At 39.5% G+C, this 25,951-nt stretch carries 27 protein-coding genes; 15 read left to right on the forward strand and 12 right to left on the reverse strand.

All coding sequences use genetic code 11. The annotated features are described in order from the left end of the window. The first annotated feature begins 31 nt into the window (after window positions 1-31). Genes EHQ52_RS17595 through EHQ52_RS17605 form a run of 3 tightly spaced genes read left to right on the forward strand, consistent with a single transcriptional unit; the run spans window position 32 to window position 2,495 of the window. Window positions 32-469 carry an LIC11625 family surface-exposed protein gene (locus EHQ52_RS17595; RefSeq protein ID WP_135616481.1) on the forward strand — a complete coding sequence of 146 codons (438 nt, stop codon included), beginning with the start codon at window positions 32-34 and terminating at the stop codon, window positions 467-469. Between the two features lie 9 nt (window positions 470-478). Further along, entirely contained in the window at window positions 479-1,330 is an 852-nt protein-coding gene (locus EHQ52_RS17600) for a 3'(2'),5'-bisphosphate nucleotidase CysQ (RefSeq protein WP_135616483.1), read from the forward strand. 28 nt (window positions 1,331-1,358) lie between these two features. Then, window positions 1,359-2,495, forward strand: coding sequence for a glycosyltransferase family 4 protein (locus EHQ52_RS17605; protein WP_135616484.1), 1,137 nt, complete (start codon window positions 1,359-1,361; stop codon window positions 2,493-2,495). On the opposite strand, the gene EHQ52_RS17610 is transcribed toward EHQ52_RS17605, so the two are convergent. Beyond that, window positions 2,472-2,891, reverse strand: a complete 420-nt coding sequence (locus EHQ52_RS17610) for a hypothetical protein (RefSeq protein ID WP_135616486.1) — start codon at window positions 2,889-2,891, stop codon at window positions 2,472-2,474. The genes EHQ52_RS17605 and EHQ52_RS17610 overlap by 24 nt on opposite strands. A gap of 102 nt (window positions 2,892-2,993) precedes the next feature. Between EHQ52_RS17610 and EHQ52_RS17615 the strand changes: the two genes are divergently transcribed. From EHQ52_RS17615 to EHQ52_RS17625, 3 genes are all read left to right on the forward strand, one after another. Continuing rightward, complete coding sequence (locus EHQ52_RS17615; protein WP_135616488.1) at window positions 2,994-3,500, forward strand: TlpA family protein disulfide reductase; 507 nt, start codon at window positions 2,994-2,996, stop codon at window positions 3,498-3,500. A gap of 167 nt (window positions 3,501-3,667) precedes the next feature. Further along, complete coding sequence (locus tag EHQ52_RS17620; protein WP_135616490.1) at window positions 3,668-5,707, forward strand: AMP-dependent synthetase/ligase; 2,040 nt, start codon at window positions 3,668-3,670, stop codon at window positions 5,705-5,707. Between the two features lie 113 nt (window positions 5,708-5,820). Then, window positions 5,821-6,492 (forward strand): LIC11631 family protein, encoded by a 672-nt coding sequence (locus EHQ52_RS17625; RefSeq protein WP_135616492.1) that lies wholly within the window; start codon window positions 5,821-5,823, stop codon window positions 6,490-6,492. 65 nt (window positions 6,493-6,557) lie between these two features. Here the strand turns inward: EHQ52_RS17625 and ptsP are convergent, their stop codons facing one another. The 3 genes from ptsP to EHQ52_RS17640 form a co-directional block, all read right to left on the reverse strand. Further along, a complete protein-coding gene (gene ptsP / locus EHQ52_RS17630; protein ID WP_135616494.1) occupies window positions 6,558-8,300 on the reverse strand; it encodes a phosphoenolpyruvate--protein phosphotransferase in 1,743 nt (580 codons plus the stop codon). 101 nt (window positions 8,301-8,401) lie between these two features. Next, window positions 8,402-9,307 carry a UDP-3-O-acyl-N-acetylglucosamine deacetylase gene (lpxC, locus tag EHQ52_RS17635; RefSeq protein ID WP_135616597.1) on the reverse strand — a complete coding sequence of 302 codons (906 nt, stop codon included), beginning with the start codon at window positions 9,305-9,307 and terminating at the stop codon, window positions 8,402-8,404. Between the two features lie 263 nt (window positions 9,308-9,570). After that, window positions 9,571-10,236 (reverse strand): SDR family oxidoreductase, encoded by a 666-nt coding sequence (locus EHQ52_RS17640; RefSeq protein WP_208653533.1) that lies wholly within the window; start codon window positions 10,234-10,236, stop codon window positions 9,571-9,573. An 88-nt stretch (window positions 10,237-10,324) separates the two neighbouring features. On the opposite strand from EHQ52_RS17640, the gene EHQ52_RS17645 reads away from it, so the two are divergent. The 3 genes from EHQ52_RS17645 to EHQ52_RS17655 are packed head-to-tail and all read left to right on the forward strand — an operon-like array spanning window position 10,325 to window position 12,370. After that, window positions 10,325-10,990 carry a TIGR00266 family protein gene (locus tag EHQ52_RS17645; RefSeq protein WP_135616599.1) on the forward strand — a complete coding sequence of 222 codons (666 nt, stop codon included), beginning with the start codon at window positions 10,325-10,327 and terminating at the stop codon, window positions 10,988-10,990. Between the two features lie 18 nt (window positions 10,991-11,008). Further along, entirely contained in the window at window positions 11,009-11,680 is a 672-nt protein-coding gene (locus EHQ52_RS17650; RefSeq protein WP_135616498.1) for a TIGR00266 family protein, read from the forward strand. Between the two features lie 3 nt (window positions 11,681-11,683). Further along, the gene (locus tag EHQ52_RS17655) at window positions 11,684-12,370 is read left to right on the forward strand and encodes a TIGR00266 family protein (RefSeq protein ID WP_135616500.1); all 687 of its coding nucleotides are present in this window, start codon (window positions 11,684-11,686) and stop codon (window positions 12,368-12,370) included. Here EHQ52_RS17655 and EHQ52_RS17660 read toward each other — a convergent pair. Continuing rightward, window positions 12,367-13,698 carry a radical SAM protein gene (locus EHQ52_RS17660; RefSeq protein WP_135616502.1) on the reverse strand — a complete coding sequence of 444 codons (1,332 nt, stop codon included), beginning with the start codon at window positions 13,696-13,698 and terminating at the stop codon, window positions 12,367-12,369. The two genes, EHQ52_RS17655 and EHQ52_RS17660, sit on opposite strands and share 4 nt — an antisense overlap. 97 nt (window positions 13,699-13,795) lie before the next feature. On the opposite strand from EHQ52_RS17660, the gene EHQ52_RS17665 reads away from it, so the two are divergent. Further along, window positions 13,796-14,992 (forward strand): PQQ-dependent sugar dehydrogenase, encoded by a 1,197-nt coding sequence (locus EHQ52_RS17665; RefSeq protein WP_135616504.1) that lies wholly within the window; start codon window positions 13,796-13,798, stop codon window positions 14,990-14,992. Window positions 14,993-15,092: 100 nt separating this feature from the next. Continuing rightward, window positions 15,093-16,274, forward strand: a complete 1,182-nt coding sequence (locus EHQ52_RS17670) for a lipoprotein LipL45 (RefSeq protein ID WP_135616506.1) — start codon at window positions 15,093-15,095, stop codon at window positions 16,272-16,274. 224 nt (window positions 16,275-16,498) lie between these two features. Here the strand turns inward: EHQ52_RS17670 and EHQ52_RS17675 are convergent, their stop codons facing one another. Both EHQ52_RS17675 and lipA read right to left on the reverse strand, forming a co-directional pair. Continuing rightward, a complete protein-coding gene (locus EHQ52_RS17675) occupies window positions 16,499-16,834 on the reverse strand; it encodes a hypothetical protein (RefSeq protein WP_135616508.1) in 336 nt (111 codons plus the stop codon). Further along, window positions 16,819-17,724, reverse strand: a complete 906-nt coding sequence (gene lipA, locus EHQ52_RS17680) for a lipoyl synthase (protein WP_135616509.1) — start codon at window positions 17,722-17,724, stop codon at window positions 16,819-16,821. The genes EHQ52_RS17675 and lipA overlap by 16 nt, the downstream gene beginning before the upstream one ends. A gap of 104 nt (window positions 17,725-17,828) precedes the next feature. Between lipA and EHQ52_RS17685 the strand changes: the two genes are divergently transcribed. The 3 genes from EHQ52_RS17685 to EHQ52_RS17695 are packed head-to-tail and all read left to right on the forward strand — an operon-like array spanning window position 17,829 to window position 21,033. Beyond that, window positions 17,829-18,584 (forward strand): pseudouridine synthase, encoded by a 756-nt coding sequence (locus tag EHQ52_RS17685; protein WP_135616601.1) that lies wholly within the window; start codon window positions 17,829-17,831, stop codon window positions 18,582-18,584. Further along, window positions 18,581-19,990, forward strand: a complete 1,410-nt coding sequence (locus tag EHQ52_RS17690; RefSeq protein WP_135616511.1) for an MBOAT family O-acyltransferase — start codon at window positions 18,581-18,583, stop codon at window positions 19,988-19,990. Before EHQ52_RS17685 ends, EHQ52_RS17690 begins: the two co-directional genes overlap by 4 nt. An 8-nt stretch (window positions 19,991-19,998) precedes the next feature. After that, window positions 19,999-21,033, forward strand: a complete 1,035-nt coding sequence (locus EHQ52_RS17695) for a DUF1574 domain-containing protein (protein ID WP_135616512.1) — start codon at window positions 19,999-20,001, stop codon at window positions 21,031-21,033. Between the two features lie 112 nt (window positions 21,034-21,145). On the opposite strand, the gene fsa is transcribed toward EHQ52_RS17695, so the two are convergent. The 5 genes from fsa to purN form a co-directional block, all read right to left on the reverse strand. Further along, a complete protein-coding gene (gene fsa, locus EHQ52_RS17700) occupies window positions 21,146-21,790 on the reverse strand; it encodes a fructose-6-phosphate aldolase (protein ID WP_100707267.1) in 645 nt (214 codons plus the stop codon). Window positions 21,791-21,859: 69 nt separating this feature from the next. Further along, on the reverse strand, window positions 21,860-22,570 hold the full coding sequence (locus EHQ52_RS17705) for a hypothetical protein (protein WP_135616514.1): 711 nt from the start codon (window positions 22,568-22,570) through the stop codon (window positions 21,860-21,862). A gap of 32 nt (window positions 22,571-22,602) precedes the next feature. Further along, window positions 22,603-23,235: a hypothetical protein gene (locus EHQ52_RS17710; RefSeq protein ID WP_135616515.1), complete on the reverse strand. Its 633-nt coding sequence runs from the start codon at window positions 23,233-23,235 to the stop codon at window positions 22,603-22,605. Window position 23,236: 1 nt separating this feature from the next. After that, window positions 23,237-24,778, reverse strand: coding sequence for a bifunctional phosphoribosylaminoimidazolecarboxamide formyltransferase/IMP cyclohydrolase (gene purH, locus EHQ52_RS17715; RefSeq protein ID WP_135616517.1), 1,542 nt, complete (start codon window positions 24,776-24,778; stop codon window positions 23,237-23,239). Between the two features lies 1 nt (window position 24,779). Next, window positions 24,780-25,406 (reverse strand): phosphoribosylglycinamide formyltransferase, encoded by a 627-nt coding sequence (gene purN, locus EHQ52_RS17720; RefSeq protein ID WP_135616519.1) that lies wholly within the window; start codon window positions 25,404-25,406, stop codon window positions 24,780-24,782. Between the two features lie 86 nt (window positions 25,407-25,492). Between purN and fliS the strand changes: the two genes are divergently transcribed. Beyond that, a complete protein-coding gene (gene fliS / locus EHQ52_RS17725; protein WP_135616521.1) occupies window positions 25,493-25,945 on the forward strand; it encodes a flagellar export chaperone FliS in 453 nt (150 codons plus the stop codon). Window positions 25,946-25,951: the final 6 nt, after the last annotated feature.

Below are 25,951 nucleotides of genomic sequence, written 5' to 3' on the forward strand. Positions count from 1 at the left end.
CGATATTATTCACAAGAACATAGGAGAAACAATGAAACGGATCGTGATACTATCCTTGGCTATCTGCCTCGGGACCCCATTGTTTGCTGGAAAAGTCAGCGGTTTAGTAGAAGAATTTAATAAAGTAGAAGAATTTAATAAGAATCGAAAAGTTTCTGAATCCGCTAAAAAAGCGTTACTGGAAAAAAATCTTCTCTCCGCTTTAAAATACAGCCTTCATCGTAAATACTTGGATTATAAGGAATACACTAAGGATCTAAAGGCAGATTCTATTTCTTATGAGCCTCAAAAAGGAACTTTTGGAGTGTATGTAAAATATAAAACGTATATCGTATTTTACAGTTATCTAATGGATCCAGAAATTTATCTGCAAACTCCTATCAACGAGGTCTTCTACGTTCGTCCAGACAATTTGGACGAAGAGCCTCATAAGGAAGATAAACAACCTGCTCAGCCAGCAGGAAAATAATCTCTTTTCATGCGATTTCCGGAAGAAGCGGAATTAGTTTCTAAACTTGTTCTGGAAGCCGCAGATAGGATCTTTTCTATCTATGGAACAAATTTCCATGTGATGGAAAAATCCAAAGGTGATCCTCTCACCGAAGCTGACCTGCAAGCGAACGAGATCATAGCAGGCGGCATCCGCAAAATTTTAAAAGATAAAGTTTATTCCGAAGAAGATTCAGATTTTTCTCATTCTTCTCTACAAGGAGAAAGAGTTTGGATCTTAGACCCAATTGATGGCACTAGAGAATTTGTAGCTAAAAATCCAGAATTTGCAATAAGCCTTGGACTTCTGGAAGAAGGTAGGCCTGTTTTTGGGATCGTTATGAACCCAGCGACTGGAGAATTTTTTTGGGGATTAGAAGGTAAGGGAGCATATTATACAATCTTAAAATCTCCTTATATCGAAAATAAGATCGATTGGGAAAATACTTTTTATCTTCCAAAATTAGACTCTTCTGAACTTCCTAAAATTTTAGTCTCCATTTCTGAAACAAAGGCAGGGCTTTTCAAAAAGTTAAATTACGGAAATGATTTCATATTAGAGCCAAAAGGTTCCATTGCTTATAAACTCGCACTCGTTGCAGTTGGAAAATATCCTTTAACACTTTCTCTTAGGCCGAAAAATGATTGGGACGTAGCAGGTGGAATTGCAATACTCAGAGCTTCTTTAGGAAAAGATATAGAAATCCGTTCTGGTAAAGATTATCCATTCTTAACTTCTAAATTAGGTATAGGTTTACTTGCTGGAGAGTCAGAGCTTGTGACTCAGTTTTGGGAAAAGTTTAAAACTTCCCTCCAAGGTTCTGTTAGAGATCGTTGGTAAATCAATTTTAGAAAAGGCCATTCCTAGCTTGTCCAATCTAAACAGAAAAAAATACAAAATAGCCTTGGATGCAAGGCCACTATCCACACCAGTTTCAGGAGTTGGCAGGTTGATTGAATCTGTCCTCAAAGGTTTCGAAAAAGACCCTGATTTTGAATTTTATCTTTTTTCTCATAGGCCGATTCATGAGGGTTATGGCGATCTATTCAAAAATCCGAATATAAAACCTGTAATTGGAGAGGGCTTATTCTCTAAAAAAGGAGGGATTTATTTTGCATTATATCTTCCTTTCCAACTCAGAAAATATGAGATAGATTTGTTTTGGGGAACTCAACAGGTATTTCCATTATTCTTATCTAAGAGTATTCCTGGAGTTTTGACTTACCATGATTTTGTGGCGTACCGTTTTCCGGAAACAATGAGGCCCATTGCAAGATTCCAGCAGCTTTTTTACTTAAGAAGAAGTATCCAAAGAGCTGATTTTATATTAGCAAACTCTGAATTCACTTCTTCTGAGATCTTAAAGTATTCTTCCTTTCCTAAGGATAAGATAGATGTAATCTATCCGGGATATGATCCTAAAGAGATCCAAAAGATCAAAACTCCCCCTACAAAACGGATCTCTAAATTGCCTAAAAAATTTTTCTTAACAGTTTCTACATTAGAACCTCGTAAAAATTTCGGAACACTTCTAAAGGCTTATCAAGAATTCAGAAAAGAAAGATCGGATCTAATTTGGGTTCATGCTGGGAAGGAAGGTTGGGAATCTCCAGAGTTCTTGGAAAAATTCAAAACATCTTCCGCATCTGGTGAACTTTACTGGTTTGATTTTGTAAGTGAAGAAGAGTTAAAATATTTATATTCTCAGGCGAGTCTATTCGTGTTTCCTTCTATTTACGAAGGATTTGGGATCCCACTTTTGGAAGCCCTTGCTTATTCTCTTCCTTGTATCGTTTCCGATCTAGAGGTATTTAAAGAAATAGGTAAAAAATCCTGCATATATATTCCTCCAGAATCAGTGGAAGAATGGAAGAATGCGATCATTGGTTTTCAAAAGAAGAAGTTCAAATTTCCAAAGGTCGATCTGAAAAGATTTGAAAGGAAAAAATCTGCGGCACTCGTGAAAAAGATTTTCAGAGATTTAGTTTTTTCCAAAAAGTCCTAAAATTTTTTGGAAAAAAGATTTTGTCCCGACTTCTATCGTTCCTGAAAAAATAATATCAGTAGATGATTTCCAATGGATATGGATTCGATTTCTATCCAAGGCTTGGAAATAAATTTGTTCGGTTGGACTAACATTCCAAACGAATAGATCTTCTTTTCTTTCCCAAAAATTATCCGTCCAGTCAGTGCAGATCTTTTCTATAGTTTTGCTGGATCTTAATTGCAGTATAAATCCTTTTTTAGGATCTAAAAATGCGGAGAGGATGGGTGGTTTGGCAGAATCTTGTGGGGATCCTGAATCAAAATGGATACCTTCTCCTTTGAATCTTCTTCCTTCCAAATAATATTGGAATTCTGAAAATTGGAAAAAATAATTATAGATCCTGGTTTCTTCCAAGGCTGAAAACCTTGTACAAGTTTTTGACCTCCGCTCTTTAAAGCAAGGTGGAATTGGAAGTAAATGACTTGTAGCTTTGATTCTTATTTGTAATCTGGAAGTATGGTTTTTAGAAAAGCCTGGCCTGTTTTCCTCCTTCTTCTTTCTATTTTATTCTTAAACGATTGCAAATCGGACGAACAACCTCTGCTATACCAGGTGACACTTCAGGATTGGGATGGGAATTCCCACAAGTTTTCAGAAGACAAAGGCAAGTTAGTGGTCTTGGATTTCTGGGCAAGCTGGTGTGAACCTTGCAAAAAAGCTGTTCCTGTAGTGGAAAAACTGAGAGGAAAATTGAAAGATTCTCCTGCGGTCGTGTTAGGTGTGAATACAGAAGACGACCTAAGTTTGGAAGAAATCAGAAAAGCTGCTTCCGAATTCGGAATGTTATACCCAAGTCTTTTGGACCCGAAATGGGAACTTGTAACCCCTCTTAAGATAGAAGGTCAGCCTGCATTATTCGTATTTAGCAAATCCGGAAAGAAACTTCATTCCCAATACGGAATTTCAGAGAAAGATCTACCAATATTGACCGGAAGACTAAAAAACTGGCTCGAATCTCCTTAGAATTGAGCTTTATCCATAACGATCGTGCAATAAAAAACCAAACTCGGACTGGTTTTTAAAAAAAGGATTTATCTTTAAACATTTAGTTTGAATCTGGAATCAGATTCCCGGTAGGTGTTGCCGGACATCATCCATCTTTCCATTTCATTTCAGGAGAATTTCCATTCATGGCTGAGAATCTCGCCCAATTATTTCGTGAGTCTGCAGAAAAATTTAAAAATAAGCCTGCTTTCTTATACAAAGATGCGCAAAAGAATTATTTGCCGATCAACTATTCGGAGTTATACGAAGCAGGTGTAAATCTTGCCGAGGCTTTGATCGAACTAGGTATCCAATCTAGAGATCATGTCGCGTTACTCGCTGATAACCGTGTAGAGTGGATCATTGCAGATTACGGTATTATTATGACCGGTGCGGCTGACGTTCCAAGGGGAACAGATATCACTGACTCAGAGATCGTTTATATCGTTAGTCACTCCGAATCCGAAGTGGTATTCATAGAAAACGATAAAATGTTGGAGAAATTCAACAGAAACAAATCCCAGCTCGGAAAAGTGAAAACTGTTATCCTAATGGATAAAGAATCCGAAGCTCCAGGCGTTCTGAAAATGTACGACCTGATCGAAAAAGGAAAAAGTTTAAGAGCTTCCGGTTCTCGCAAGGTAGAAGATAGAGTTGCTGCGATCAAACCTGAGGATCTTTTCACTTTGATCTATACTTCGGGAACTACAGGTCTTCCTAAAGGTGTTCAATTAAGACATTCTAATATGATGCACCAAGTACTGAACGTAACTCCTATGTTAAAGATCAGTGCGGAAGCAAAACTACTTTCCATTCTTCCTGTATGGCACGTATTCGAAAGAGTTGTGGAATATGTTTGTATCAGCATTGGTGCTGCGACTTATTACACTAACGTTAGGGACCTTCGCCAAGACTTAGCGACTGTAAAACCTACATTCATGGGTTCTGCTCCTCGTCTTTGGGAAAATATCTATAACGGTATTTATACAAGAATTAATGATCCAAGCCAAACTCCTGCTCTTCGACGTGGACTATTCAAGCTGGCTTATTTCTTCTCTGATAAGAAAAACGCAGCAGTTCGTTTTCTTACAGGTAAAGAAGTGGATTATACCGGAAGAAATCCGATCGTTTCCTTATTTTACGGGATCTTAATGTTGATCCAACTGGTATTAACCGGACCTTTCACTTTGACAGTGGCTTCTTCAATAGCTGCTTATCTATTAGCTCCAACTGAATTCTCTTTTTTAAGCCTGCCTCTATATATTTTAGCAGGACTTGGAGTATTCTTAAACAGTGCAACTCTTGATAAGATTGTTCTTTCCAAGATCAGAACAGCTACTGGTGGAAGATTGAAAGCTTCTATCTCCGGAGGAGGAGCTCTTCCTCGTCACGTTGATGAGTTTTTCAATAATATTGGGATCAATGTATTGGAAGGTTACGGTATGACTGAAACTTCTCCTGTACTTTCTGTAAGAACTTTCCAAAAACTGATTATCGGTTCTGTTGGTTCTATCGTTCCTAAAACTCATCTTCAGATCAGAAATGATAATAACGAAGTTTTAACTGAGATCGATGCAAACGGAAAAGTGATCAAAGGTAAACTTGGTCGCAAAGGTGTTGTGTTCGTAAACGGTCCGCAAGTTATGAAAGGTTACTTCAAGAATGAAGAAGCTACTTCTAAGGCTCTTGTAGACGGATGGATGAATACCGGTGATATGGGGATGATCAACTTCAAACATACCCTAACACTTACCGGAAGAGCGAAAGACACCGTGGTTCTATTAGGCGGAGAAAACGTTGAGCCGGTTCCAATCGAGAACAAACTCCAAGAGTCTGTTTATATCAGCCAATGTATGATCATAGGGCAAGACCAGAAGAATTTAGGAGCCATCATTGTTCCTGACTTCGAAAAATTGGAAGAATGGGCAAAAGAGAACGGAGTGGATACTTCTAACAAAGAAGCATTGATCGAGAACGCGAAAGTTGTAGATTTGTTCAGAAAAGAGATCAAAGCTCTTAACAACTCTAAGAACGGATTTAAATCTTTCGAACAAGTTACTCCATTCTTCATAGTTTCCAAACCTTTCGAGGTTGGAGAAGAGTTGAATAATATGTTGAAGATGAAACGCCACGTAATCGCTGAGAAATACGCGGATAAGATTAAGAAAGTCTATACAGACAAATAATCCTTTGAAAGGGCTCTAACGACCTTTAGATAAGGAAAGAAGGAGCCTCGGTGCAAGCCGGGGCTTTTTTTTACCCTCCGGGGAATTTTACAAGTCGCCGATATTTAACCTGTATGGCGAAAACGATTCTCTCTAAACCAAGTATTTTCGAACCTTATGGTCATTCGGACCTTTACGCATTAGATAATCTTTATTTTTCAGCGTTAAGAGAAAGAGAAGTCTGGGACTTTTCCCGAGTAAGAGAATTTTCTGCCTTAAATTTAGGATTTATATTCGCCAGAGCAGAACTTACTTGGAAGAAGTTCCAATCAGAATTAGAGATCAAAAATTTGAGCCCAAGTTTTAAAAAAGGGATCTGTCTAAGTGCAGGCTGGGAAGAAGTTCCAGGTCTTAAAATTGATTCATTCTTGCCAAAGGTTTTGGGTACAGAAGAAGTTTTTCAATATTCCAGATTGGAAGATGTTTCGGAAGAAATCCCTTTTAGAGAATTTTTCTCCCAAGAAGGATTTGTTTTCCAAGGTATATGGAAAGATAAAAATTATCTGATCTTATTTTCAAATACCGATTCAGAAAATAGAAATCTTCCTTCCATTATTCAAAAAATTTCCCATTTTAATTCGGATAAAAAATTAGAAGGAAATTTTTTCCTTAGAACTGAAAAACAATCTTATTTGAATTTTCTAAAACCAAAAGAATCTTTTGGACCTTTATTCCTGCAAGAAAAGAAGATAGACCAAGATGAATTCTTATTTTTAAGCTTAGAATATTCCGAAAGTATAAAGTAAATCTTTATTTGTAGAAATTCCTTCGCTGTCTTGCGGCTTCGCGTGAAAATTGCAGCTTTTTTATCTTACTCCAAATGTTTACTGAATAAGAAAGCCTCGATCGCTTCGTAGTCTTCATTTTCAGAAAGTTCTAATATTTTTTTCAAAAGAAAGTTTGCCTGTTTTAGGCTGACCGATCCTAAAATTTTACGGATTGGTCCTACAAACGGAATGGAGATAGAAAGTTCTCTGAATCCCATACCTAAAAGTAAAATTGTAAAATTAGTATCGGAAGCAAGTTCTCCGCAGATACTTAATGGCCTTTCGTATTTCCAGGCAGTCTCTACAATTTGGACCAAAGCTCTTAAAAAGGAAATATGGAATGGATTGTATAAGGAAGATACATTCACATTATTTCGATCCACTGCCATTAAATATTGTAATAGATCGTTTGTTCCGACCGAGAAAAAGTCTACTTCTCTTGCAAGAACATCCATGGAAGAAACTGCAGATGGAGTTTCTACCATCACTCCCAGTTTGATCTTTCTGTTGAACTTTTCTTTCTTGGCAGTAAGTTCTCTTTTGCATTCTTCTAATATTTCTTTTGTTTTTTTGATCTCTCCTAGGTTAGTTACCATAGGAAGCATAATGCTCAAGTTTCCGTAGGCAGAAGCTCTTAGAATTGCGATCAATTGTTCTTTGAACCATTCAGGATTTTGAAGACTGTACCGAATTCCTCTATTTCCTAAAAAAGGATTCTCTTCAAATTCTCCTGTAGAAAATTTATCGGCTCCTATATCGAAGGTCCGGATATATACAGGATTTGGATCCATTCCTTCTGCGATACGTTTATAAGCTAAAAATTGTTCTTCGCCGGATACGTTTTTGTCCTGGTATTTTAAAAATAATGATTCTGAACGAAAAAGCCCGACTCCGTCTACATCTGCTTTTTTAGCAAGATCGCAGTCTGTATCAGATTCTAAATTACATTTTAGCCGGATCTTTACTCCGTCTTTTGTAACCGCTTTTTTAGGTTTTATTACCTTTGTTTCAAAACTTAAAGGAGAAGAAGCTCCATAATATTTGACTTCTTCTATTGTTGGATTTCTTACTATTTGGCCTGTATCTGCGTCTAAGAAAACATATTCAAAATCATTAATATTTCTATAAAATTCTTTTAGACCAACTATGGTAGGGATCCCGTAGTTTCTGGCAAGAATAGCCATGTGACCTGTTTTTCCGCCCAGATCCGTTGCAATTCCTCTAATTCTACTCTTATCCATCAGGATCATTTGAGAAGGAGTTAATTGTCTTGCGACAAGGATCACATCCTCTGATTGATCTGCTAAAAAGGAGACTTCTTCTTTTTTATCTAAAAGGTTTTCTAAGATACGATTTGAGATATCCTGAAAATGATCTGATCTTTCTCTGAAGAATGGATTATCTAAACGAGTGAACTTATCTGTGAGTTCATTGATCGTATTTTGTACTGCTAAAAATGCGTTTTCGTTGTATTCTTTGATCCGATTTCTGAATGAATCTTGTAGTCCAGGATCTTCCGTGATAGTGACCTGGGTTTCTAAAATTTCTTTTAGTTCTCTATCTTGTTCTCTTGTTTTGAGACTCGCGATAATTGATTTTAATTCAATTTTAGAAGAATCAAGTGCTGTGGAGAGTTTTTTAAGCTCTTCTGGTTTTTGGCTCTCATGGATATAGGCGCCGTGAGCTAGATGTCTTCTCTTTGTTCCGACTTTTACGCAACGACCGTAAAATCTGCCGGGAAAAGCGACTATCCCCATATATGTACTTCTTTTCCCACCGCCATTCATAAATGAATCCGCTGGTAGAAATACAGTAGTTTAGTGAATCGACAAGTCTTTTATAAACTCTGAGTTCCCGCCTGAATTCGAGGCGGGAGTTTTGTAAAAATTTAGACCGCCGCCGCTTTTCTGTTGAAAAGTGGAATACGACGGCTTTTGTATTTGCCCAATTCGTTTCCAGTAACTGAACTCATGACTAACTTAGCCATGGAAACGTCCAGTGCATGGCCCGCCTTGGAAGCCAAATAATGTCCGATGATAGGTCTTCCTGCGATGGAAAGATCACCTACCAGGTCCAAAATTTTATGGCGAACACATTCATTCTCATATCGAAGGGATTCGTTTAGGTATCCGTCCTGGGTAAGAACGATTGCGTTATCTAAGGAACCTCCCATTGCAAGTCCTCTTGCTTGTAGAGCTTCTACGTCTTTTAGGAATCCGAAGGTTCTGGCTGGTAAAATTTCGTTTTTGAGGATGTCGCGGTCCAGATCGATTGTGATATTCTGGCCTTTAAGAAGAGGGTGAGGGAAGTCGATTGTGTAGGTTACTTTCCAGGTTTCGCTTGGAAGGATCACAAGGTATTTGTCCCCGTCTACCACCCACATTGGGTTTTTTACATAAATAGGTTCGATTCTTTCTTCGAACTCAGTATAACCTGTGCTTTCGAATGCCTCTAGGAAAGGAAGGGAAGATCCGTCCATGATCGGAACTTCTACGGAGTCGATTTCCAGGATCATATCCGTAATTCCTAGGGAGAATACCGCTGCCATCAGGTGCTCTACGGTTTGGACTCTATGAAGTCCATCTCCAAGTGTAGTAGCGTTACTCGTATCTACCACGTTGCTTAATTCTACAGGGATGGATGCCTTATCTTCTCCCTTTCTGTATTCAAAAACTATACCTGTTCCAGCAGGAGCAGGGTGCCCGATCAGATTTACTTCTTTGCCGGAATGTAATCCGATCCCCTTAATTCTAACTGTTTCTTTAAGAGTTTTTCTATGTTCTGTGAAATTCATCATTTCCTACCCCGGAAACTTTCGATTCCGGAATCCATTCGCTTTGCACTTGGGCTCTTACTCTATTGGACGTTGGAAAAATCCAAGTCCAAATTAACCCTTTAGGACTATAGAAGCAATATCCATGCCAGGTGCAGTGCAAAAAGATGATTTTAGACGGGCATTATAGCTCGGTACAGAGACAACTAGACATAATTTGAAAGAAATTTCTGTACTTCTGTCTCTTTTTTACAACAGTGTTGTTTTAGGGAGACAGAATCCAATTACCATGGTAACTCTTCCCCGTTTTGATGAAAGAATCTTCCTGACCTTTCCGGGCCTAGTTTTTCCACTAAATTGGCTAGTCCTTCGGCCGCTTCTCTGGGTGGAATTCCTTGCCTTCCTGTCATTTCGGTGGCTACCATTCCGGGGTGGAAAATGCCTACAGAGATCTTTTTAGGGGTAAGGTCGCGAGCGAGGCTAACTGCACCGGCATTCAAAGCAGCTTTGGACATTCTATATCCGTAATAGGCGCCAGAAGTATTGTCTGAAATAGACCCCATTCTGCTTGTGATAAATATCAGTTTGGAGTTAGGGCCAAGTTTAGGAAGAAGTAGGCGACTCAATCGGAGCGGACCGATTGCATTTACCAGGATCTGGGTTTCAAGTTCAGTAAAGTCCACACTTTCTAAATTATCAGGGATCAGGATACCCGCGTTATTGATGAATATATCCAGTTTGATCCCGGTCAAAAAGCCGGAAAGAGTTTCGAAACTTTGGCTCTGGGTCAGATCCAATCCTTCGAAAATTTTAACGCCCAACCTGCGAAGAGGTTCTGAACTTTTCCTGCAAGCGGCGTAAACTGTGTAACCTTTTTCGGAATATAAATTTGCGAGCTCTAAACCGATTCCTCGATTCGCTCCAGTGATTAAAATATGTTTCATTCTGATTTTATTTGGAAAAGAAGAGGTCTAGAAAAGAAATATTGGACACCGGGAATCGATTGACGTTTTGGAAAATATTTTCCAAAGTTTCCCGATGCAATTCCAGATCTCTCATAAACCTTCCTTCTCCTTATTGAAACTTAGATTAGGCCCTGGTCAATCGATTAAATCGGAAGCCGGAGCCATGGTGTACATGAGTTCTAAAATGGGTGTAGAAACTAAAATGGGAAGCGGGTTTCTTTCTGCTCTTTCCAGAAAAATTTTTGGAGGAGAGTCATTCTTCTTCAATACTTATACTGCTCCTGATTCAGGTGGAGAAATTGGACTCGCTCCAGATCTTCCTGGAGATATTATTGATTTGGATCTTGGAGGAAAAAGTATTTTTGTCCAATCCGGATCTTACCTTGCTTCTGACCCAGGCATCCAAGTAGTTTCTAAATTTGGAGGTCTTCGTTCTTTATTAGGGGGAGAAGGTCTGTTCTTATTAGAAATTTCCGGAACTGGAAAAGTATTCTTAAGTTCTTATGGAGCAATTATCCCAATCAAGGTAGAGGGGAATTATACTGTAGATACAGGTCATATAGTCGCCTTCGAAAATTCTCTACAATTCAAAGTAGGAAAGGCTGGAGGAAATTGGAAATCCACTTTGCTCGGTGGCGAAGGTTTAGTCGCAAATTTTTCAGGCAATGGAACTCTTTGGATCCAATCCAGAGTACCTTCTGGATTTATCAGTTGGCTTACTAAACTTCTTCCAGTTTAACAAACATTAGGAATTAAAATGAATATCCAAGTTTTATACAAACCATCTTATTCCGTAGCGAAAGTTAATTTAAGTTCCGGAGAATCTATCAAGGCGGAAGCAGGGGCTCTCATGAGTATGAGCTCTCATATCCAAATGCAAACGAGCAAAGCACAGCAAGGAGGGATTTTAAAATCCTTAAAGGCTGCTTTTTTAGGAGGAGAATCTTTCTGGATGAATACATTCTCTGCATCACAACCTGGAGAAGTTTTACTTGCTCCCACTCTTCCTGGCGATATCGAAAAACTAGATTTGAATGGTACAATTTTTATCCAGTCCAGTTCCTTTCTAGCATCAAAACCAGATATCGATATAGATACTAAGTTCCAAGGTCTGAAAGGTTTTTTCAGTGGAGAGTCTTTATTCTTCTTAAAACTTTCTGGATCTGGCACAGTTCTTATCTCAAGTTACGGCGGGATAGAAGTATTAGATGTAGAAGGCGAATTTATAGTAGATACTGGCCATATAGTTGCATTCGAAGAAGGTCTGCAATACGAGATCACTAAGTTCGGAGGTTGGAAATCTTTCTTCTTGGGTGGAGAAGGTCTAGTCGCCAGATTCAAAGGAAAAGGAAGACTTTGGCTCCAATCCAGAAATGTGCCTACACTCGGCGCTTGGTTCAGATCAGAATTACCACCAAAAAAGGAATAGTATATGAAATTTGAAATATTAGCAAAACCTGATTTTCCTATCTTAAAACTTAATATGACTTCCGGAGAATCCATTCGTGCTGAATCCGGGGCTATGGTTGCAATGTCTCCTGAAGTCAAAATGGAAACCAAGGCACAAGGTGGAATATTCGCATCCGCTAAAAGAGCTTTATTCAGTGGTGAATCATTCTTCCAAAACACTTTCACTGTCGAGGGTGGAAATGGAGAATTATTTCTGACCTCTGCCACACAAGGAGACTTGGAACATAGAACTCTCAAAAACGAAGAATTGATCTTAAGTAGAGGAGCCTATGTTGCTGGCGGAACAGACCTTGTAATAGACAGTAAATGGGGAGGCTTCAAAGGATTTTTTGCAGGAGAAGGTTTATTCTTCCTGAAAGTTTCCGGAACAGGGGACCTTTTCTTTTCTAGCTTTGGAGCAATTCACCAAGTAGATGTAGACGGAATGTACATAGTCGACACAGGACATATAGTAGCATTCGAACCTAGTTTAGATTATCATATAGATAAGGTGGGAGGATTAAAATCGCTCTTCTTATCAGGTGAGGGACTAGTAGCAAAGTTTTCCGGAAAAGGAAAACTTTATCTACAAACTAGGAACCAAAACTCTTTTGCTTCTTGGGCAAATACCTGGAGAAGAGTGCAACGATCTACAAGTGGAGGGGACTAAACCCTTCCAGGATAACCGATCACATCCATAAAGGCGGAAACAGAGAATACCGCCTTTCCCGGTCCCGGTTCTCCATAACCTGGAGGTACTGGAAGATTATATTTTTCGAATGTAGACTTCCAGACAGTGAGTAATTCACAGAAATATTCCAATGGAGGGCCAGCCTGTGTTCCTAAAGTTGTATAAGGTTCAGGACACCAAGCAGTAAATCTAGGCATGATCCCCTTAGACATGAAGAAGTCTAAACCTTCTCCTGTAGACTTGATTGCTTCTGCAACTGTTGCAAATCCCCAAGGCTGAGAAAGTTCTACTCCACCTACAAAGTTTGGGATTACATAAGAAGGTCCAAAAATTTCTGCAGAGTCAACGATCCGTCTGATCCAAGTATCTCTGCCGATATAAGCTTCTTTTCCTGGGCAGATTTTTTTGAATAATTCAGGTTCCCAAACTTCGTAGTTGGGATGATATACTTGGATGCCTGCGTCTTTGAATTTTTTGCAGTCATCATTCTCCCAGGCTTGGGAAACGATCTTACCCATCCATCTTCCCGGGAATTTCTGTTCGATTGCTTGTGCGTATTCTAAATAAAAATCTATTTCATTTTTCTTTTTGAGAGAAGTAATTACGGATCCGCCGGTGATCGTATAAACTTTTGCGATATCGTCTTCTGCATCTATCCAAGACAGAACTTCTAAAATATCTTCGATATCTTTAACGCCAGTATAAGGTCTGCCTGCATTCTTCTGTTGTCTATAGTTATGATTGATATCACAGTATGCACATTCTTCGTCTTTACCAAAGTATTGGCAGTTACGGAATACAGTTAAGTAGATCAGATATCCCCATTCAATAACAGGTGCGATCTCTCCCGGAATTTTTCCTGACTTGGTTTTGTGTCTGTACCAAGCGGGCTTAGGTGGATATTCCAGTTTTCCTAAAAATGTTTCGTTTAAATAAAGACCAGGTCTTCCTTCGTCTTTTTCTCCAGGAGGGATACGTTTTACTTTGTAAGGTGATTCAGGGTTATTACGAGTAGAGACAATAGTAGGTAATAAATTAAAATAACCACCTGAGATCTTGATCTCTTCCGGTGCCTTGGAATCAGTTCCTTCTTTCATATCCGCAAGCGGAATATGGTCGAAGGAGAAGATGAAATAATCCTTGGTCTTATAATCTCCCTCTATCTGAAAAGATTCAGGAAGAAAATGGATCCCTTGCCTCAGAATATCCTGCTTCAAAATTGCTTCGAACGGGATCTGTTTATATTTTCTTTCCATTTCCTCTAATAAGGCTATGGAAGATTCGGGGCGAAGGGTACTCGTGCTCATCTTAGCTCCAGACTGGTTTGCGGGTATGTTTTGGCATCTAGTTTTTGGCTTTTTCATCCTTGACTGAGAGCTTTCAAACTGTATTTTTTCTGCCAGAATGAGACGATTTCGCAACAGGATCTTAACCTTCTCTCTCTTTCTGGGACTCTTCCTTTTTATGGGAGATTGGCTTCTTCTTGCCAAAACCAAAAAACAAAAACCTAAAAAAGAAAGCGGCACAGAATACATTTTCGGTTGGACCCAGGTGGCTTCCGGATTTAAAGAAATTACTGATATACAATTTCATCCTAGCTTACCCGACGAGATGGTCGTATTAGAGAAGAAGGGAAAAATCCTTCTATGGAATTTTACAAAGAAAGAATCAAAGTTAATCGCTGATTTTACAGGAAATGTAGAAACCAAATCAGAAGAAGGTTTACTGGGACTCGCATTTCACCCTAAGTTTTCGGAAAATAAACTCTTCTATATCAATGCGGTTTCTAAAGAAGCAGGCAAAGACCAGACATTCATTTTAGAATTTCACTGGGATGATTCTAAGATCATTCGTTGGCAGGATCGTAAAAGGATCTTACTCAGAGTGGATCAGCCTTATTCCAATCATAATGCGGGTCAGCTTAGTTTTGGCCCGGATGGAAAATTATATATTGGTTTTGGAGATGGAGGCGCAGGTGGAGATCCATTCAAACATGGGCAAAACACTTCTACTTATCTAGGAACTCTTATCCGAATAACACCTAATTTGGATTCAAATGCTCCTCCTTATAAAATCCCGGAAGATAATCCTTACAAAAACTCACCGGGCTTCTTACCAGAAATTTGGGCTTATGGATTTAGAAATCCCTGGAAGTTCTCCTTCGATACAAAAACAGGAGATCTATATCTTGCTGATGTAGGCCAGGATGATTGGGAAGAAGTAGATCTGGTTCTAAAAGGTAAAAACTACGGTTGGAATCTAAAGGAAGGATCTCATTGCTTTTTACCCAAGGATTCTTGCGAAAAACCAGGGTTAATCGATCCAATCTTAGAATATGATCATGATTTAGGTCGTTCTATTACAGGTGGATACGTCTACAGAGGGAAAAATCTTTCCAAATACTATGGATGGTATATATTTGCGGACTTTATCACAGGAAAGCTAGTTGGTTTCTCTACAGAAGGAGAAGCCAAGAGGAAACTAACGGTATTAGGGGATACACACTTCCTAATTAGCACATTTGGCCAAGATTCCGCAGGTGAACTGTATTTTGGTGATTTTAGTTCAGGAAATATCTTCCAAATTGGAAAAAAAAATTGAAATAAATTGAAAATCTCAAATCCATAGATGTTAACCCAATATAGATCGGACTGCCTCCACCGCGGTTTCTGATTAATCTCGATCAAAGAAGGATAGGGGTATGAATAAGATCATTTCCGTTGCATCGGCCGTCCTAGTGGTCGGTCTGTTGACATCCGGAGCTTGTAAAAAGCCTGCGGAGAACGCGGATTCCGCGAACGCAAAACAGAGCCAACCATCGGCAATCGTAGTATTTAGCGTAGGGGAAGCAAAAATCCAACACGCTGACTTAACTGAAGACAAAGCTAGTCTTGGAACTGTCCTAAAAGAAGGGGACAAAGTTGAAACCAAGGCAAAAGCGAAAGTCGATATCCAATTCTCTGATGGATCAGCGGTTCGTTTAGCTGAAAAATCTAGCTTGGAATTCTCCGCTCTCGCTTTGAATACCCAAGGAAACACTGACACTAGATTGTCTTTAGTTTCTGGAAAAGTTTTCGCTAAAGTAAATAAAGCAAGTAAAGACGATCAGTTCTCTGTAGTAACTCCAACCGCAATTGCGGGAGTTAGAGGAACTTCTTTCGTTGTGGATCGTACTAAAAACGACAGATCTGTTGTAAAAGTATTAGAAGGATCCGTTGCAGTATCTCCAAGAGTTCGCGCTCTGGAAGGTGCAACTGCTGAAGAGATTTCTGCGAATGCAGAATTACAAAAGATCAAAGCTTCTTTAGACAAAGCTGAAGTTATCTTAGAAAAAGACGAGTCTTCCATAGTAAAAGCTCCTGATAAAAAATTCGGTGAGAAAGAACTTACTAAGCTAGACGCTACTTTGGAGAAAGACATTCCTAAAGCGGTTACTAAACTAACCGGCGCAGGAGTTTCCAAAACCGAAGAAGAAGAGATCAGAACTATCGTTACTCTGGACAAAGACACTACCGATAAATTAGTAAAACTGAATATCGATCCTAAGTCTGGAAAAATCGATGAAGCTACAAACGCTGCTAACGAAGCTGAGAGAAAGAAAATTGAAGAAGAATTAGCTAAGCGTCAGGCTGATGAGCTAAAAAGATTCAAGAACGTTCTTGTTTCTGCTCCTAAAAACCTGAAAACCAATAAGGATCTTGTAAACTACTACGAGAAACTGGAAAAAATCGTATTGGCTGATGGCAAAACTACCATCATCGGAGCGATCGTAGACCAGCAAGGTAGCACAATGATCGTCCATACCGAAGATGGTATTAAGAAGATCAACCAGGATGATGTAAAAGAAGTTATCTACGACTTCCAAACTAAATCCGAAAACTAATCCACAGGCACAAGCTTAAAGGTGGAAAAATCCCGGGTTACCGCAAGGTGGCTCGGGTTTTTCTATTTAGAGACACGGAGTTTTTGTTGAGACGCAGTGCTTTATTTCCACACAGAGACGCCAAGGCGCAGAGTTTTAGAAAACTTCTATTCCAAAATATCTCTCTGCGGCTCCGCGACTCTGCGTGAGAAAAAACTTAGCGTCTCTAATATGCTCTGCGGCTCTTACCTGGGCTTATGATGAGGATGAGTATCCAGGTAATGATCCCAGAGTTTTAGGATCATATTCGAAATTTCTTCTAGATCTAAAACTAGAAGTTTGTCTTTATAATTCACTAGCAGTTTACTTTTACCAAATTTTTGGATCTCTCCCCATTCCACTCTGAAACCGGGGATCAAACTAATTGAATCAAATAGAATGTCTTTGATCTCCATTTTGGAAACATGACCATTCTGTTTGGAAAGATAAGATAAAATAGAATGGAAGATGATCTTTTTCATCTCTCCAGTATCCGGAATATCCGGCAGTTTATCTTTGACTCTTTTTAATTTTCGAACCACGGCACTTGCTCGTCCGCGTGATAAGAACTTCTGACCAAAGGTCCTGAGAATACAGTTCTGAATCCTAAGGCTTTTCCGAATTCTTTCAGATCTTTAAATACTTCAGGTCGAATATATTCGCTCACAGGAAGATGTGTAGGAGTTGGTTGAAGATATTGTCCTAAGGTAATCATCTGCACTCCGACTGATCTGAGATCTTTTAAAGTTTGATGGACTTCTTCTAATGTTTCGCCTAGTCCTAGGATGAGTCCACTTTTAGTTAAAAGTCCTTTTTCAGACGCATGCTGAAGAACATCCAAGGATCTTTCGTATTTTTTTGCAGGAGCTACAGTAGGAAATAATCTCTCTACGGTTTCTAGGTTATGATTGAATATGTCTGGTTTGGAAGAATAAACGATCTCTAAGTTTTCTTCCTTCATTTTAAAGTCTGGTACTAAAATTTCAATTTTGCATTCAGGCAATCTTTCTCGGATTAACTCTACAGTTTTTTTGTAATGAGCAGCGGCTCCATCTGATAGATCATCTCTGTTAACTGATGTGATTACTACATGCTTAAGGCCTAAAACCTTCGCAGACTCTGCCACTCTTAACGGTTCTTCCGGATCTAAGGCGAGTGGTTTTCCAAAAGCAACATCACAATAGGAACAACGTCTTGTGCAAATATCACCTGCGAGCATATAAGTTGCGGTTTTTCTGGACCAACAATGATTCAGATTAGGGCAAGAAGCACTTTCGCAGACTGTATTTAGTTTTCCTCCCTCGACGGAACTACGGACGAAATCGACCGGATTTTCCTTTTCACGGAAAGGAAGCCTAACCTTTAACCAGTCCGGTTTTTCGGGAGCGGGTTGGTAAGCATTGGATCTGGGCTTCTTTTTGAGAGGATTCACCCTTAAAGCCTCCGTCCAAGTCCTAAAAGAGTCAAGTGTTTTGGGTAGCCGGAAATAGGCGGGTGTCCGAATCTGGAGAGGACCTTTCCAAGTCTGAGGGCAAGTTGGGCGAAAAAATCGCAAAAGAAAAATCGGGGGAAGAATCCTCCAAAGAGATCCGAATCAACAGATTCCTGGCAGACTGCGGCCTAGGATCTCGCAGAAAGGTAGAAGAATTGATCCTTTCCGGCAAAGTGAAAGTTAACGGTGCCGTCGAAAAGAATCTAAGCACAAAGATCCGGGTCGGTTCTGATATAGTGCAGGTTGGAAATAAAAAATTAGTTCCTCCTACTGAATCTGTGTTTCTCGCACTAAACAAACCTAAAGGTTTTCTTTGCTCTCATAGCGATCGTTTTCATTCTAATACAGTTTTTGAATTACTCCCTAAAAAGTACGGAAAACTTTTTATCGCAGGAAGATTGGACCTGGATTCCAGGGGTCTTCTTCTTTTATCCGACCAAGGAAACTTAGTCCAAGAGATCACTCATCCATCCGAAGGTTCCGAAAAAGAATACGAAGTAATCTTAGAAGAAGAATTGGATGCCAAAGAAGTAAAGGACAGATTCACTAAGGGATTTATCGACGAGGGAGAATTTTTAAAAGCGGAGAAGGTTACATCCTTAGTAAAAGGGGAAGAATCTTCCAAGTTCAGAGTGATCTTAAAACAAGGAAGAAAACGCCAGATCCGTAGGATGTTCTCTATCCTTGGCGGAAGAGTGATCGATCTACAAAGAATTCGTATCGGAAAACTATCTTTGGAAAAATTGAAAATCGGAGAAGGTAAGTTCGTCTTACTGGATCCTAAAGTTTGGAGACCATGAATTTTACCAGTTTAGAATTTTTATTTTTTTTCTGCCTAGTCTTTCTGGTGTATTGGAATCTTCCAGATCGATGGAAGAAACATTTTTTAATCTTAAGCTCCGCGTTATTTTACGCATTCTCTTCTTGGAAGTTTTTATTCCATCTCATTCTTGTGGTGGCGATTAACTGGGCATTCATTCGGTTTTTCTTAGCTAAAAAATGGTTCTTATATGTTTCTATTGGATTTAATGTTCTTAATTTAGCTTTTTTTAAATATTTCTATTTTTTCGCAGATATAGTCGGAATATTTTTAGGAATTCCTGATTTCCAAAACAAAGTCAGCTTGGATGGAATACTTTCTAAGTCTTTGGACTGGGCCGGATTTGAAGTAGTTCTTCCTCTAACCATCAGTTATTATACATTCCAATTCATTTCACTTTTAGTAGATAAGAGAAAAGGGGTGATCACAGAAGAGATTGGATTTTTTAAATTAGCTTCTTATATTTTCCTTTTTCCTGTAATGATCGCAGGTCCTATCTTAAGATTTAACGATGTAACAACCCAATTCGATTCTCCTAAAATGGAAAAAGAAGATATGGTGGACGGACTATGGCTCGTGGTCATAGGTCTTTTTAAAAAGTCTGTGGTTTCCGTTTTAATGTCTGGATCCATCTTCCAAGTATTTGCAGAAACATCTGCTTTTTCTGGAGCAGCACTTTTAAGTACGATATATTTCTTTGCGATCTATCTATACTTAGATTTTTCAGGGTTAACAGACATCGCAAGAGGAATGGGAAAACTTTTAGGATTTACTCTTCCCCAAAACTTCAGGGCTCCATTCTTCTTTACTGGATTTGGGGATTTTTGGAGAAGATGGCATTTGACCTTCTCTTTTTGGATCCGAGATTACTTGTACATTCCACTTGGCGGTTCCAGAAGTGGGACAATACGTACTTGTTTTAATTATCTAGTCGCATTTGGTCTAGGTGGGCTTTGGCACGGAGCAAATTTAAATTATCTTCTTTGGGGAGTTTTGACAGGTTTATATCTTTCTATCGAAAGAGTATTAACCGATTGGAAGATCAAGATCCTACCTGAGATCCCTTATGTAAAAAGGATAATTACATATTTATTCGTTCTACATATCTACAGTATCTCTTGGATCTTATTCTTCACTCCTGATTTCGGTTCAGCCGTGGCGGCTGTAATGAGAATATTCGTTTGGTCGAATGGAATTGCCTTCCCGAATATGGAGCCTTGTATTTTTGCACTCTTAGTCGCTATCTTATTCCATTCTGCCGAAGAATGGCCTGAAAAATTTAAGGTCGAGTTTAAGTGGAAAGCGCTACTTCTTCCTATCGTATGGATCTTGGTCTTACTCGCCGTACCTAGTGGAAACGCTGATTTCTTTTACGGACAATTCTGAGAAATATAATGAAAAAGAAATATATCTATCTTCCTTTAATCTTTCTAATTGTTTTATTCTTTGCGGATAAAATTTTCCTTTTGGATTTTTTCCAAACTTCTTTTTACCAAGAAGGAAATCCTGTCTATTATACCCAAAGAAAACATCTATTTGAGAGACTCCAAAAAGACGGATCTCTTAAAGACAAAAATTTACTTTTGGCATTCGGAGATTCTAGAGCTTATCCATATTCTATCAAAACACTTCCTACTTCTTTAGCGAATGATTGGACAGTATATAATTTTTCGGGACCACAAGCTGTTCCTGCTTACGGTTTCTACTGGTTCCGTAAAATTATAGAAGCAGGGATTAAACCAAAAGTTGTCTTTTATGTGATTAGTCCCGAAGGTTTTGATGATTCTAAGGGTTTATTATACGAACCTTTTTTAAGACTAGGTGCCGACGAAGAATTTAAGAGCACATATTGGGAGAAGTTTTCTTTTTCAGATAAATTGGAAATCTGGAAGGAGAAAATTTTTAGCATCCGAAAGATCAAACCAGGTTTTAAACTTTTTTGGTCCAGGCTAACTGGCAGAAAACTCAAAGAGTACAGAGCAGATCAAAATCAAGAAAACATGATCCTGGAACTTGGAAATGGGGAACAACTTGCGTATGCAAGTGCGAGTAATAATCCTAAAAAACTAGAAAAGGATGCCCTTCGTTTAAAAAGTATCTATCTTTCCGGATTCACCCTAGGAGAGACTGAATTTTTCATCGTGGAAGAATTCTTAAAACTAGCGGAGAAGGAAGGAGTCAAAGTTTATTTGATCTGGCCTAAAGTGTATCCTGGGTATAGAGAAGGTTATTACGAACTAGGACTCGAAAAATCCTGGTGGCCTAGAGTCAGGGAACTTGCTTTCAAATACGGCGCGTCTGCGGCGGATATGAATACTCTGAGTTCTTGCGATCTATATTATGATGGCTCTCACCAAAGTGTTTTTTGTATATTAGAACAGTCTGAAATTTTAATGAACGACTATACAGGAAAGAAAAAACTTCCCTAAGGGAGGTTAGTTCACGCAAAGACGCCAAGAACGCTAAGGAAAGTTTCGGGACTTTGAAAACCAAGACCTTTTATTCTTAGCGACTTAGCGTGAGAAAGTGATCAGTGAAAGATTACCACTTAAGCTTCTTAGCGTCTTCTAAGAATTTTTCCAAACCGATATCGGTTAATGGATGTTTGAATAACTGCTGGTAAGCAGAGATTGGCATAGTAGCACAATCAGCTCCGCGTAGAGCAGATTCTTTCAAGTGGATTGGTCCTCTGATAGAAGCAGCTAAAATCTTAGTTTCATAACCGTAGTTATCATAGATCTCTCTGATCTCAGAGATCAGTTCCATTCCATCCCAAGAAGTATCGTCTACACGACCAATAAAAGGAGAAATATAAGTTGCTCCTGCTTTTGCTGCAAGAAGAGCCTGAGGAGCGGAAAAACAAAGAGTTACGTTTGTAGGAATTCCTTTCTCAGTAAGTTTTACTACAGTTTTTAATCCTTCTGGAATTAAAGGAACCTTGATGACTACGTTTGGAGCGATCTTTACAAGTTCGTCTGCTTCTTTTAACATGTCCTCATGTTTGGTTGCGAGAACTTCTGCGCTTACAGGGCCAGGTACGATTGCACAGATCTCTTTGATCACTTCTTTAAAACTACGACCTGATTTAGCGATCAAAGAAGGGTTTGTAGTAACTCCGTCCAAAAGACCGTAGGACGCGATCTCTTTGATCTCGTCCACATTGGCTGTATCTAAATATAATTCCACGTAATGCTCCGAAAGATTTTGAATCTCTCTGGATAGTGGCGGCCTTTAGGGCCCTCGGTCAAGGATTTCTTACGGGATCAGATCTCTTAAAGTTTTGATTTCTTCAGCGGAGAAGAACTCTTTGTATTCTTTTTCGATCTGGGCCTTAACCTTGGAGCTGAAATAATCCACTCTTCTGGTAAAAGGTTGTTTTTTATAAGCTTCCTTCCACTGGACAATAAACCCGCCTGCTGGAGGTGCCTGTCTTTCGTCGGTTAATTCCCAAATTACAGCTCCTCCGATTTTTTTATCATCGAAGGTCTCTTTTTTGGGTTTTCCGTATTTATTCTCGAGCTTGGACTGAACCTCTTTACCAGGAAGATAACGGAAAGAGACTCCAACTGAGAATAATTTACCTGGCTCCAAATGTTCGTCTTCATCAGGAGAAGTTTCTTTTTCAGGGCGAGGCTGATTCTTATCCTTAGGACGAGAATCAAGCACCAATTTAGGAGTGGAATAAAAACGGTATAGGTAGAAGATCCCATTTCTTCTTACAAGTAGGGACTTCTCTTTATCTTCATGAACTACTTCTATCTTTTCATCGCTCTGAGGATTAGCTGCTAAGGATAAAAATTTGTCTCTGACTTGCCCATAAGATGCTTCCCAGGAGACTTCTGCAAATCCGTCTAAGGTGGGTCTTGCGCCGTTATTTCTGGAATTATCTCCAGGAAATTGAGAAAATACGGAACTCCAAGGAAGGAGTAGTGAGAATAAGAACAGGAAAATGGATTGCACTTTCATTCTTTAACTATCGGCAGAAAACCAAACAAGAATTAGGAATCTTCCCCCAAATCCTCTCCATCTTCTTCCTCTCTGTCCACACGAATTCCCCCGAATTTCACCTTTCCGTTCCATCTTAAGATAAGAAGGATCATTAGGGCCAGAACATTCGGAAGAACAAATAAAAAGGAAATCTCATGGTAGAGGCCGTAAACCGCCAGATTCGAAGCGATCACTGAGATAAAGATCCCAGAAAGTAGTGGGATCTCTTGGTTTAGCAGTCTTGCTAAAAAGGATCCGCTGTTTCTTGAGATCCTGGCTGCTCTTAAAACTTCGGAAGAGATAAAAGAGTAAAATGCGAGCATAAGCACCGGCATCAAAAAGGATAGAAAGAAATAATTTCCAAAAGAATCCGTATAATGAGGAGAACCTATAAGCCCTCCGGTCAGAGTCCAGACATATGCAAAGAATGCAGAGAGTCCGAATGCGAGAAGTCCATATTGAAGACTTCCCGCAGATTCAAAAATGGAAACGATCTTAGAAGGAATAATTCTCGCCCAATCTGTCAGTTCCTGTTTTTCGAAAGTATCCTTTCCACTCAAATGCAGGAGTCCGAAATAATAGTCCCCTAAAGAAACGACTACTAACGTAATAACTAAATAGATCAGGTAGAGAAAGAATTCCATCTTAATGCCTAAAATGCCTCATGCCGGTGAACACCATGATCAATCCATGCTCATCAGCTGCCTTGATCACTTCTTCGTCCCGGATAGATCCTCCGGGTTGGATGATTGCTTTTGCTCCTACTTTTGCAATTGCATCTATTCCATCTCTGAATGGAAAGAATGCATCACTCGCTACATAAGAGCCTACAACTGAAAGTCCAACATTTAGAGCCTTGGTCGCACCTAATTGAACTGAATCCACTCTAGACATTTGTCCTGCGCCAATTCCTAGGGTTGCGTTCTCTTCTGTATAAACAATCGCGTTTGACTTGATAAATTTTACAGTGGACCAAGCAAACATCAGACCTCTGATATCTTCTTCAGTAGGTTGTTTTTTAGAAACGATCTTCAGATCTTTTTCTGTGATGGTTGCATAGTCTCTATCTTGTAGAAGAATTCCATGATGAATAGGTCTCAAATCCATTTCATCCAAAGCTTCTTGGAAATCTGCAATCTCAATCAGGCGAACATTCGGCTTCTTAGAGAAATATTCTAAAGCAGCAGGTTCGAATTTCTGAGCGATCACACCTTCTACGAAAGTTTCTCCGATTAGAACCGCGAGTTCTCCAGTGACAGTTCCCTTGATACCTATGATACCACCGAATGCAGAAATAGGATCAGTCCTCTTCGCCAAACGGAAAGCTTCTAATGTGTCATCCGCATATGCGATTCCGCAAGGATTCAAATGTTTGATGATACATACAGTATTGTTAGGAAGAAGTGCGGAAATATGGAATGCCGCATCAAAATCCAACATATTATTAAAAGATAATTCTTTTCCTTGGAGAGGAGAAAATTCGCTCTTTGTAAACAAAGGCTCATAGAATGCGGCACCTTGGTGAGGGTTTTCTCCGTATCTGAGTTTTTGTTTTTTGGTGAAGGAAAGATTTAGGATGTCTGGGAACTTCTCCCCGGCAAGTTTATTGAACCAAGAAGAGATCGCAGTATCGTACATTGCAGTATGAGAGAACGCTTTTCTCATTAGAAGGAAAGAAGTGTCCGCATCGACGGAACCGTCGTTTACCTTCATGGATTCTTCCACCGTTTTATAATCGTTCGGATCTGTAACTACTACTGTATGTCTGTAGTTCTTACTCGCAGAACGGATCATAGAAGGTCCGCCAATATCAATATTTTCTATTGCTTCGTCTAGATGAACACCAGGTTTGGAAACAGTCTGAACGAATGGGTATAAGTTCACAACTACCAGATCGATCTTTGGAATTTTTAATTCTTCCATCTTCTGTCTATGTTCTGGTTTGGAAGTCACACCTAAAAGTCCTCCGTGAACCTTAGGGTGGAGAGTTTTTACTCTTCCGTCCAAAATTTCTGGAAATCCGGTATAATCGTCTATTGCGATTGCTTTGATTCCGTTTTCGGTAAGTGTTTTGAGGGTTCCACCAGTGGAAATGATTTCCACTCCTTTGGATTCCAGGTACTTGGCGAATCCGATAAGTCCTGTTTTATCGCTAACTGAAATAAGGGCGCGAGTGATTTTGATCATGCTAGAGGATTGAGACCTTCCTGTCTTTAATGAGGAGCCGATCTTCGCAGAAATGTTTAACCGCGAGGGGCAGGATTTTATGTTCCTCTTTGAGAATGGCAAGAGTCAATTCTCTTTCGGTCATTCCTTCCTCGATTTTAACAATACCCTGCAAAATGATAGGACCAGAATCCACACCTTCGTCCACAAAATGAGCGGTGCAACCCGCAAACTTCACCCCATAATCGAATGCCTGCTTTTGAGCATGCAAACCAGTAAAGGAGGGAAGAAGAGAAGGGTGTATATTGATAATCCTATTTCGAAACGCTCGGATGATTTCTGGTTTTAGAATTCTCATGTACCCGCAGGCCACGATCAGGTCCGGAGAAATTTCTTCCAGGGTGCGGAGAAGGTCCAGATGATATTCTTCTTTTTTGGAGTAAGATTTGAAGTCTAAGACCTTGGCCGGGACATTAAAGCGGGCTGCGATCTGGATAGATAGGGCTTCCGGGTTGTCTGTGACTAGAAAAGCCGGATTTCCGGGGATTTTTCCCTTTTGGATCGCCTGAAGGACAGCTTCTAGGTTGCTCCCCCGCCCGGAGGCCAAAAAGACAAGCTTTTTTCTGGGTTTGGGAATCAGACTTGCCAAGAATTTTCGCATCCGATACGATAAGAATTACCAGTCCACGTTAAGGCGGTCCGGAATTTTGTCGAAAAGTATTTCAGGAGAGACACATGTCACTTGCTAGAAAATCGACGGCGTCCGTCGAACAGTATAAATCCAATGAAATTTCTACTGTGAGCCAGGGCCGGCTTATCGTGATGTTATATGAAGGGGCGATTCGCTTCCTGAACGTTGCCATCGAGAATAATACACCCCGCAAGTACGACGTGGTGAATAATAATATCCTAAAAGCCCAAGAGATTGTGACTGAACTGATGCTCGCTCTAAACATGGAGAACGGGGGAGAGGTTGCAAACAATCTTCTTGGTATTTATGTTTATATTAAAAAGCGCTTATTAGAAGCAAACATGAAGAAGGACAGCGAGATCATTTCCGAAATCATCAAATATTTGGAAGATCTAAAACTTGCTTGGGAAGAAATTGAGAAGAAAGAAAAAACTTCTTCCGTAGTCCCTATGCCTTCCGCTGGTTCTCCAAGAACCGGTCTCTCTCTCCAAGGTTAAGATCAG

This window comes from Leptospira koniambonensis, from assembly GCF_004769555.1.
Taxonomy (GTDB): domain Bacteria; phylum Spirochaetota; class Leptospiria; order Leptospirales; family Leptospiraceae; genus Leptospira_B; species Leptospira_B koniambonensis.

Excerpts from the sequence above, each read along its gene's own strand:
- EHQ52_RS17665 (WP_135616504.1), top strand. The coding sequence starts at position 13,796 with ATGAGACGATTTCGCAACAGGATCTTAACCTTCTCTCTCTTTCTGGGA.
- ptsP (WP_135616494.1), bottom strand. The coding sequence starts at position 8,300 with ATGAATGGCGGTGGGAAAAGAAGTACATATATGGGGATAGTCGCTTTT.
- EHQ52_RS17655 (WP_135616500.1), top strand. The coding sequence starts at position 11,684 with ATGAAATTTGAAATATTAGCAAAACCTGATTTTCCTATCTTAAAACTT.
- EHQ52_RS17600 (WP_135616483.1), top strand. The coding sequence starts at position 479 with ATGCGATTTCCGGAAGAAGCGGAATTAGTTTCTAAACTTGTTCTGGAA.
- EHQ52_RS17595 (WP_135616481.1), top strand. The coding sequence starts at position 32 with ATGAAACGGATCGTGATACTATCCTTGGCTATCTGCCTCGGGACCCCA.
- EHQ52_RS17645 (WP_135616599.1), top strand. The coding sequence starts at position 10,325 with ATGCAATTCCAGATCTCTCATAAACCTTCCTTCTCCTTATTGAAACTT.
- EHQ52_RS17650 (WP_135616498.1), top strand. The coding sequence starts at position 11,009 with ATGAATATCCAAGTTTTATACAAACCATCTTATTCCGTAGCGAAAGTT.
- lpxC (WP_135616597.1), bottom strand. The coding sequence starts at position 9,307 with ATGAATTTCACAGAACATAGAAAAACTCTTAAAGAAACAGTTAGAATT.
- EHQ52_RS17660 (WP_135616502.1), bottom strand. The coding sequence starts at position 13,698 with ATGAGCACGAGTACCCTTCGCCCCGAATCTTCCATAGCCTTATTAGAG.
- EHQ52_RS17705 (WP_135616514.1), bottom strand. The coding sequence starts at position 22,570 with ATGAAAGTGCAATCCATTTTCCTGTTCTTATTCTCACTACTCCTTCCT.
- EHQ52_RS17625 (WP_135616492.1), top strand. The coding sequence starts at position 5,821 with ATGGCGAAAACGATTCTCTCTAAACCAAGTATTTTCGAACCTTATGGT.
- EHQ52_RS17615 (WP_135616488.1), top strand. The coding sequence starts at position 2,994 with ATGGTTTTTAGAAAAGCCTGGCCTGTTTTCCTCCTTCTTCTTTCTATT.
- EHQ52_RS17690 (WP_135616511.1), top strand. The coding sequence starts at position 18,581 with ATGAATTTTACCAGTTTAGAATTTTTATTTTTTTTCTGCCTAGTCTTT.
- EHQ52_RS17695 (WP_135616512.1), top strand. The coding sequence starts at position 19,999 with ATGAAAAAGAAATATATCTATCTTCCTTTAATCTTTCTAATTGTTTTA.
- EHQ52_RS17620 (WP_135616490.1), top strand. The coding sequence starts at position 3,668 with ATGGCTGAGAATCTCGCCCAATTATTTCGTGAGTCTGCAGAAAAATTT.
- purH (WP_135616517.1), bottom strand. The coding sequence starts at position 24,778 with ATGATCAAAATCACTCGCGCCCTTATTTCAGTTAGCGATAAAACAGGA.
- EHQ52_RS17710 (WP_135616515.1), bottom strand. The coding sequence starts at position 23,235 with ATGGAATTCTTTCTCTACCTGATCTATTTAGTTATTACGTTAGTAGTC.
- EHQ52_RS17670 (WP_135616506.1), top strand. The coding sequence starts at position 15,093 with ATGAATAAGATCATTTCCGTTGCATCGGCCGTCCTAGTGGTCGGTCTG.
- fliS (WP_135616521.1), top strand. The coding sequence starts at position 25,493 with ATGTCACTTGCTAGAAAATCGACGGCGTCCGTCGAACAGTATAAATCC.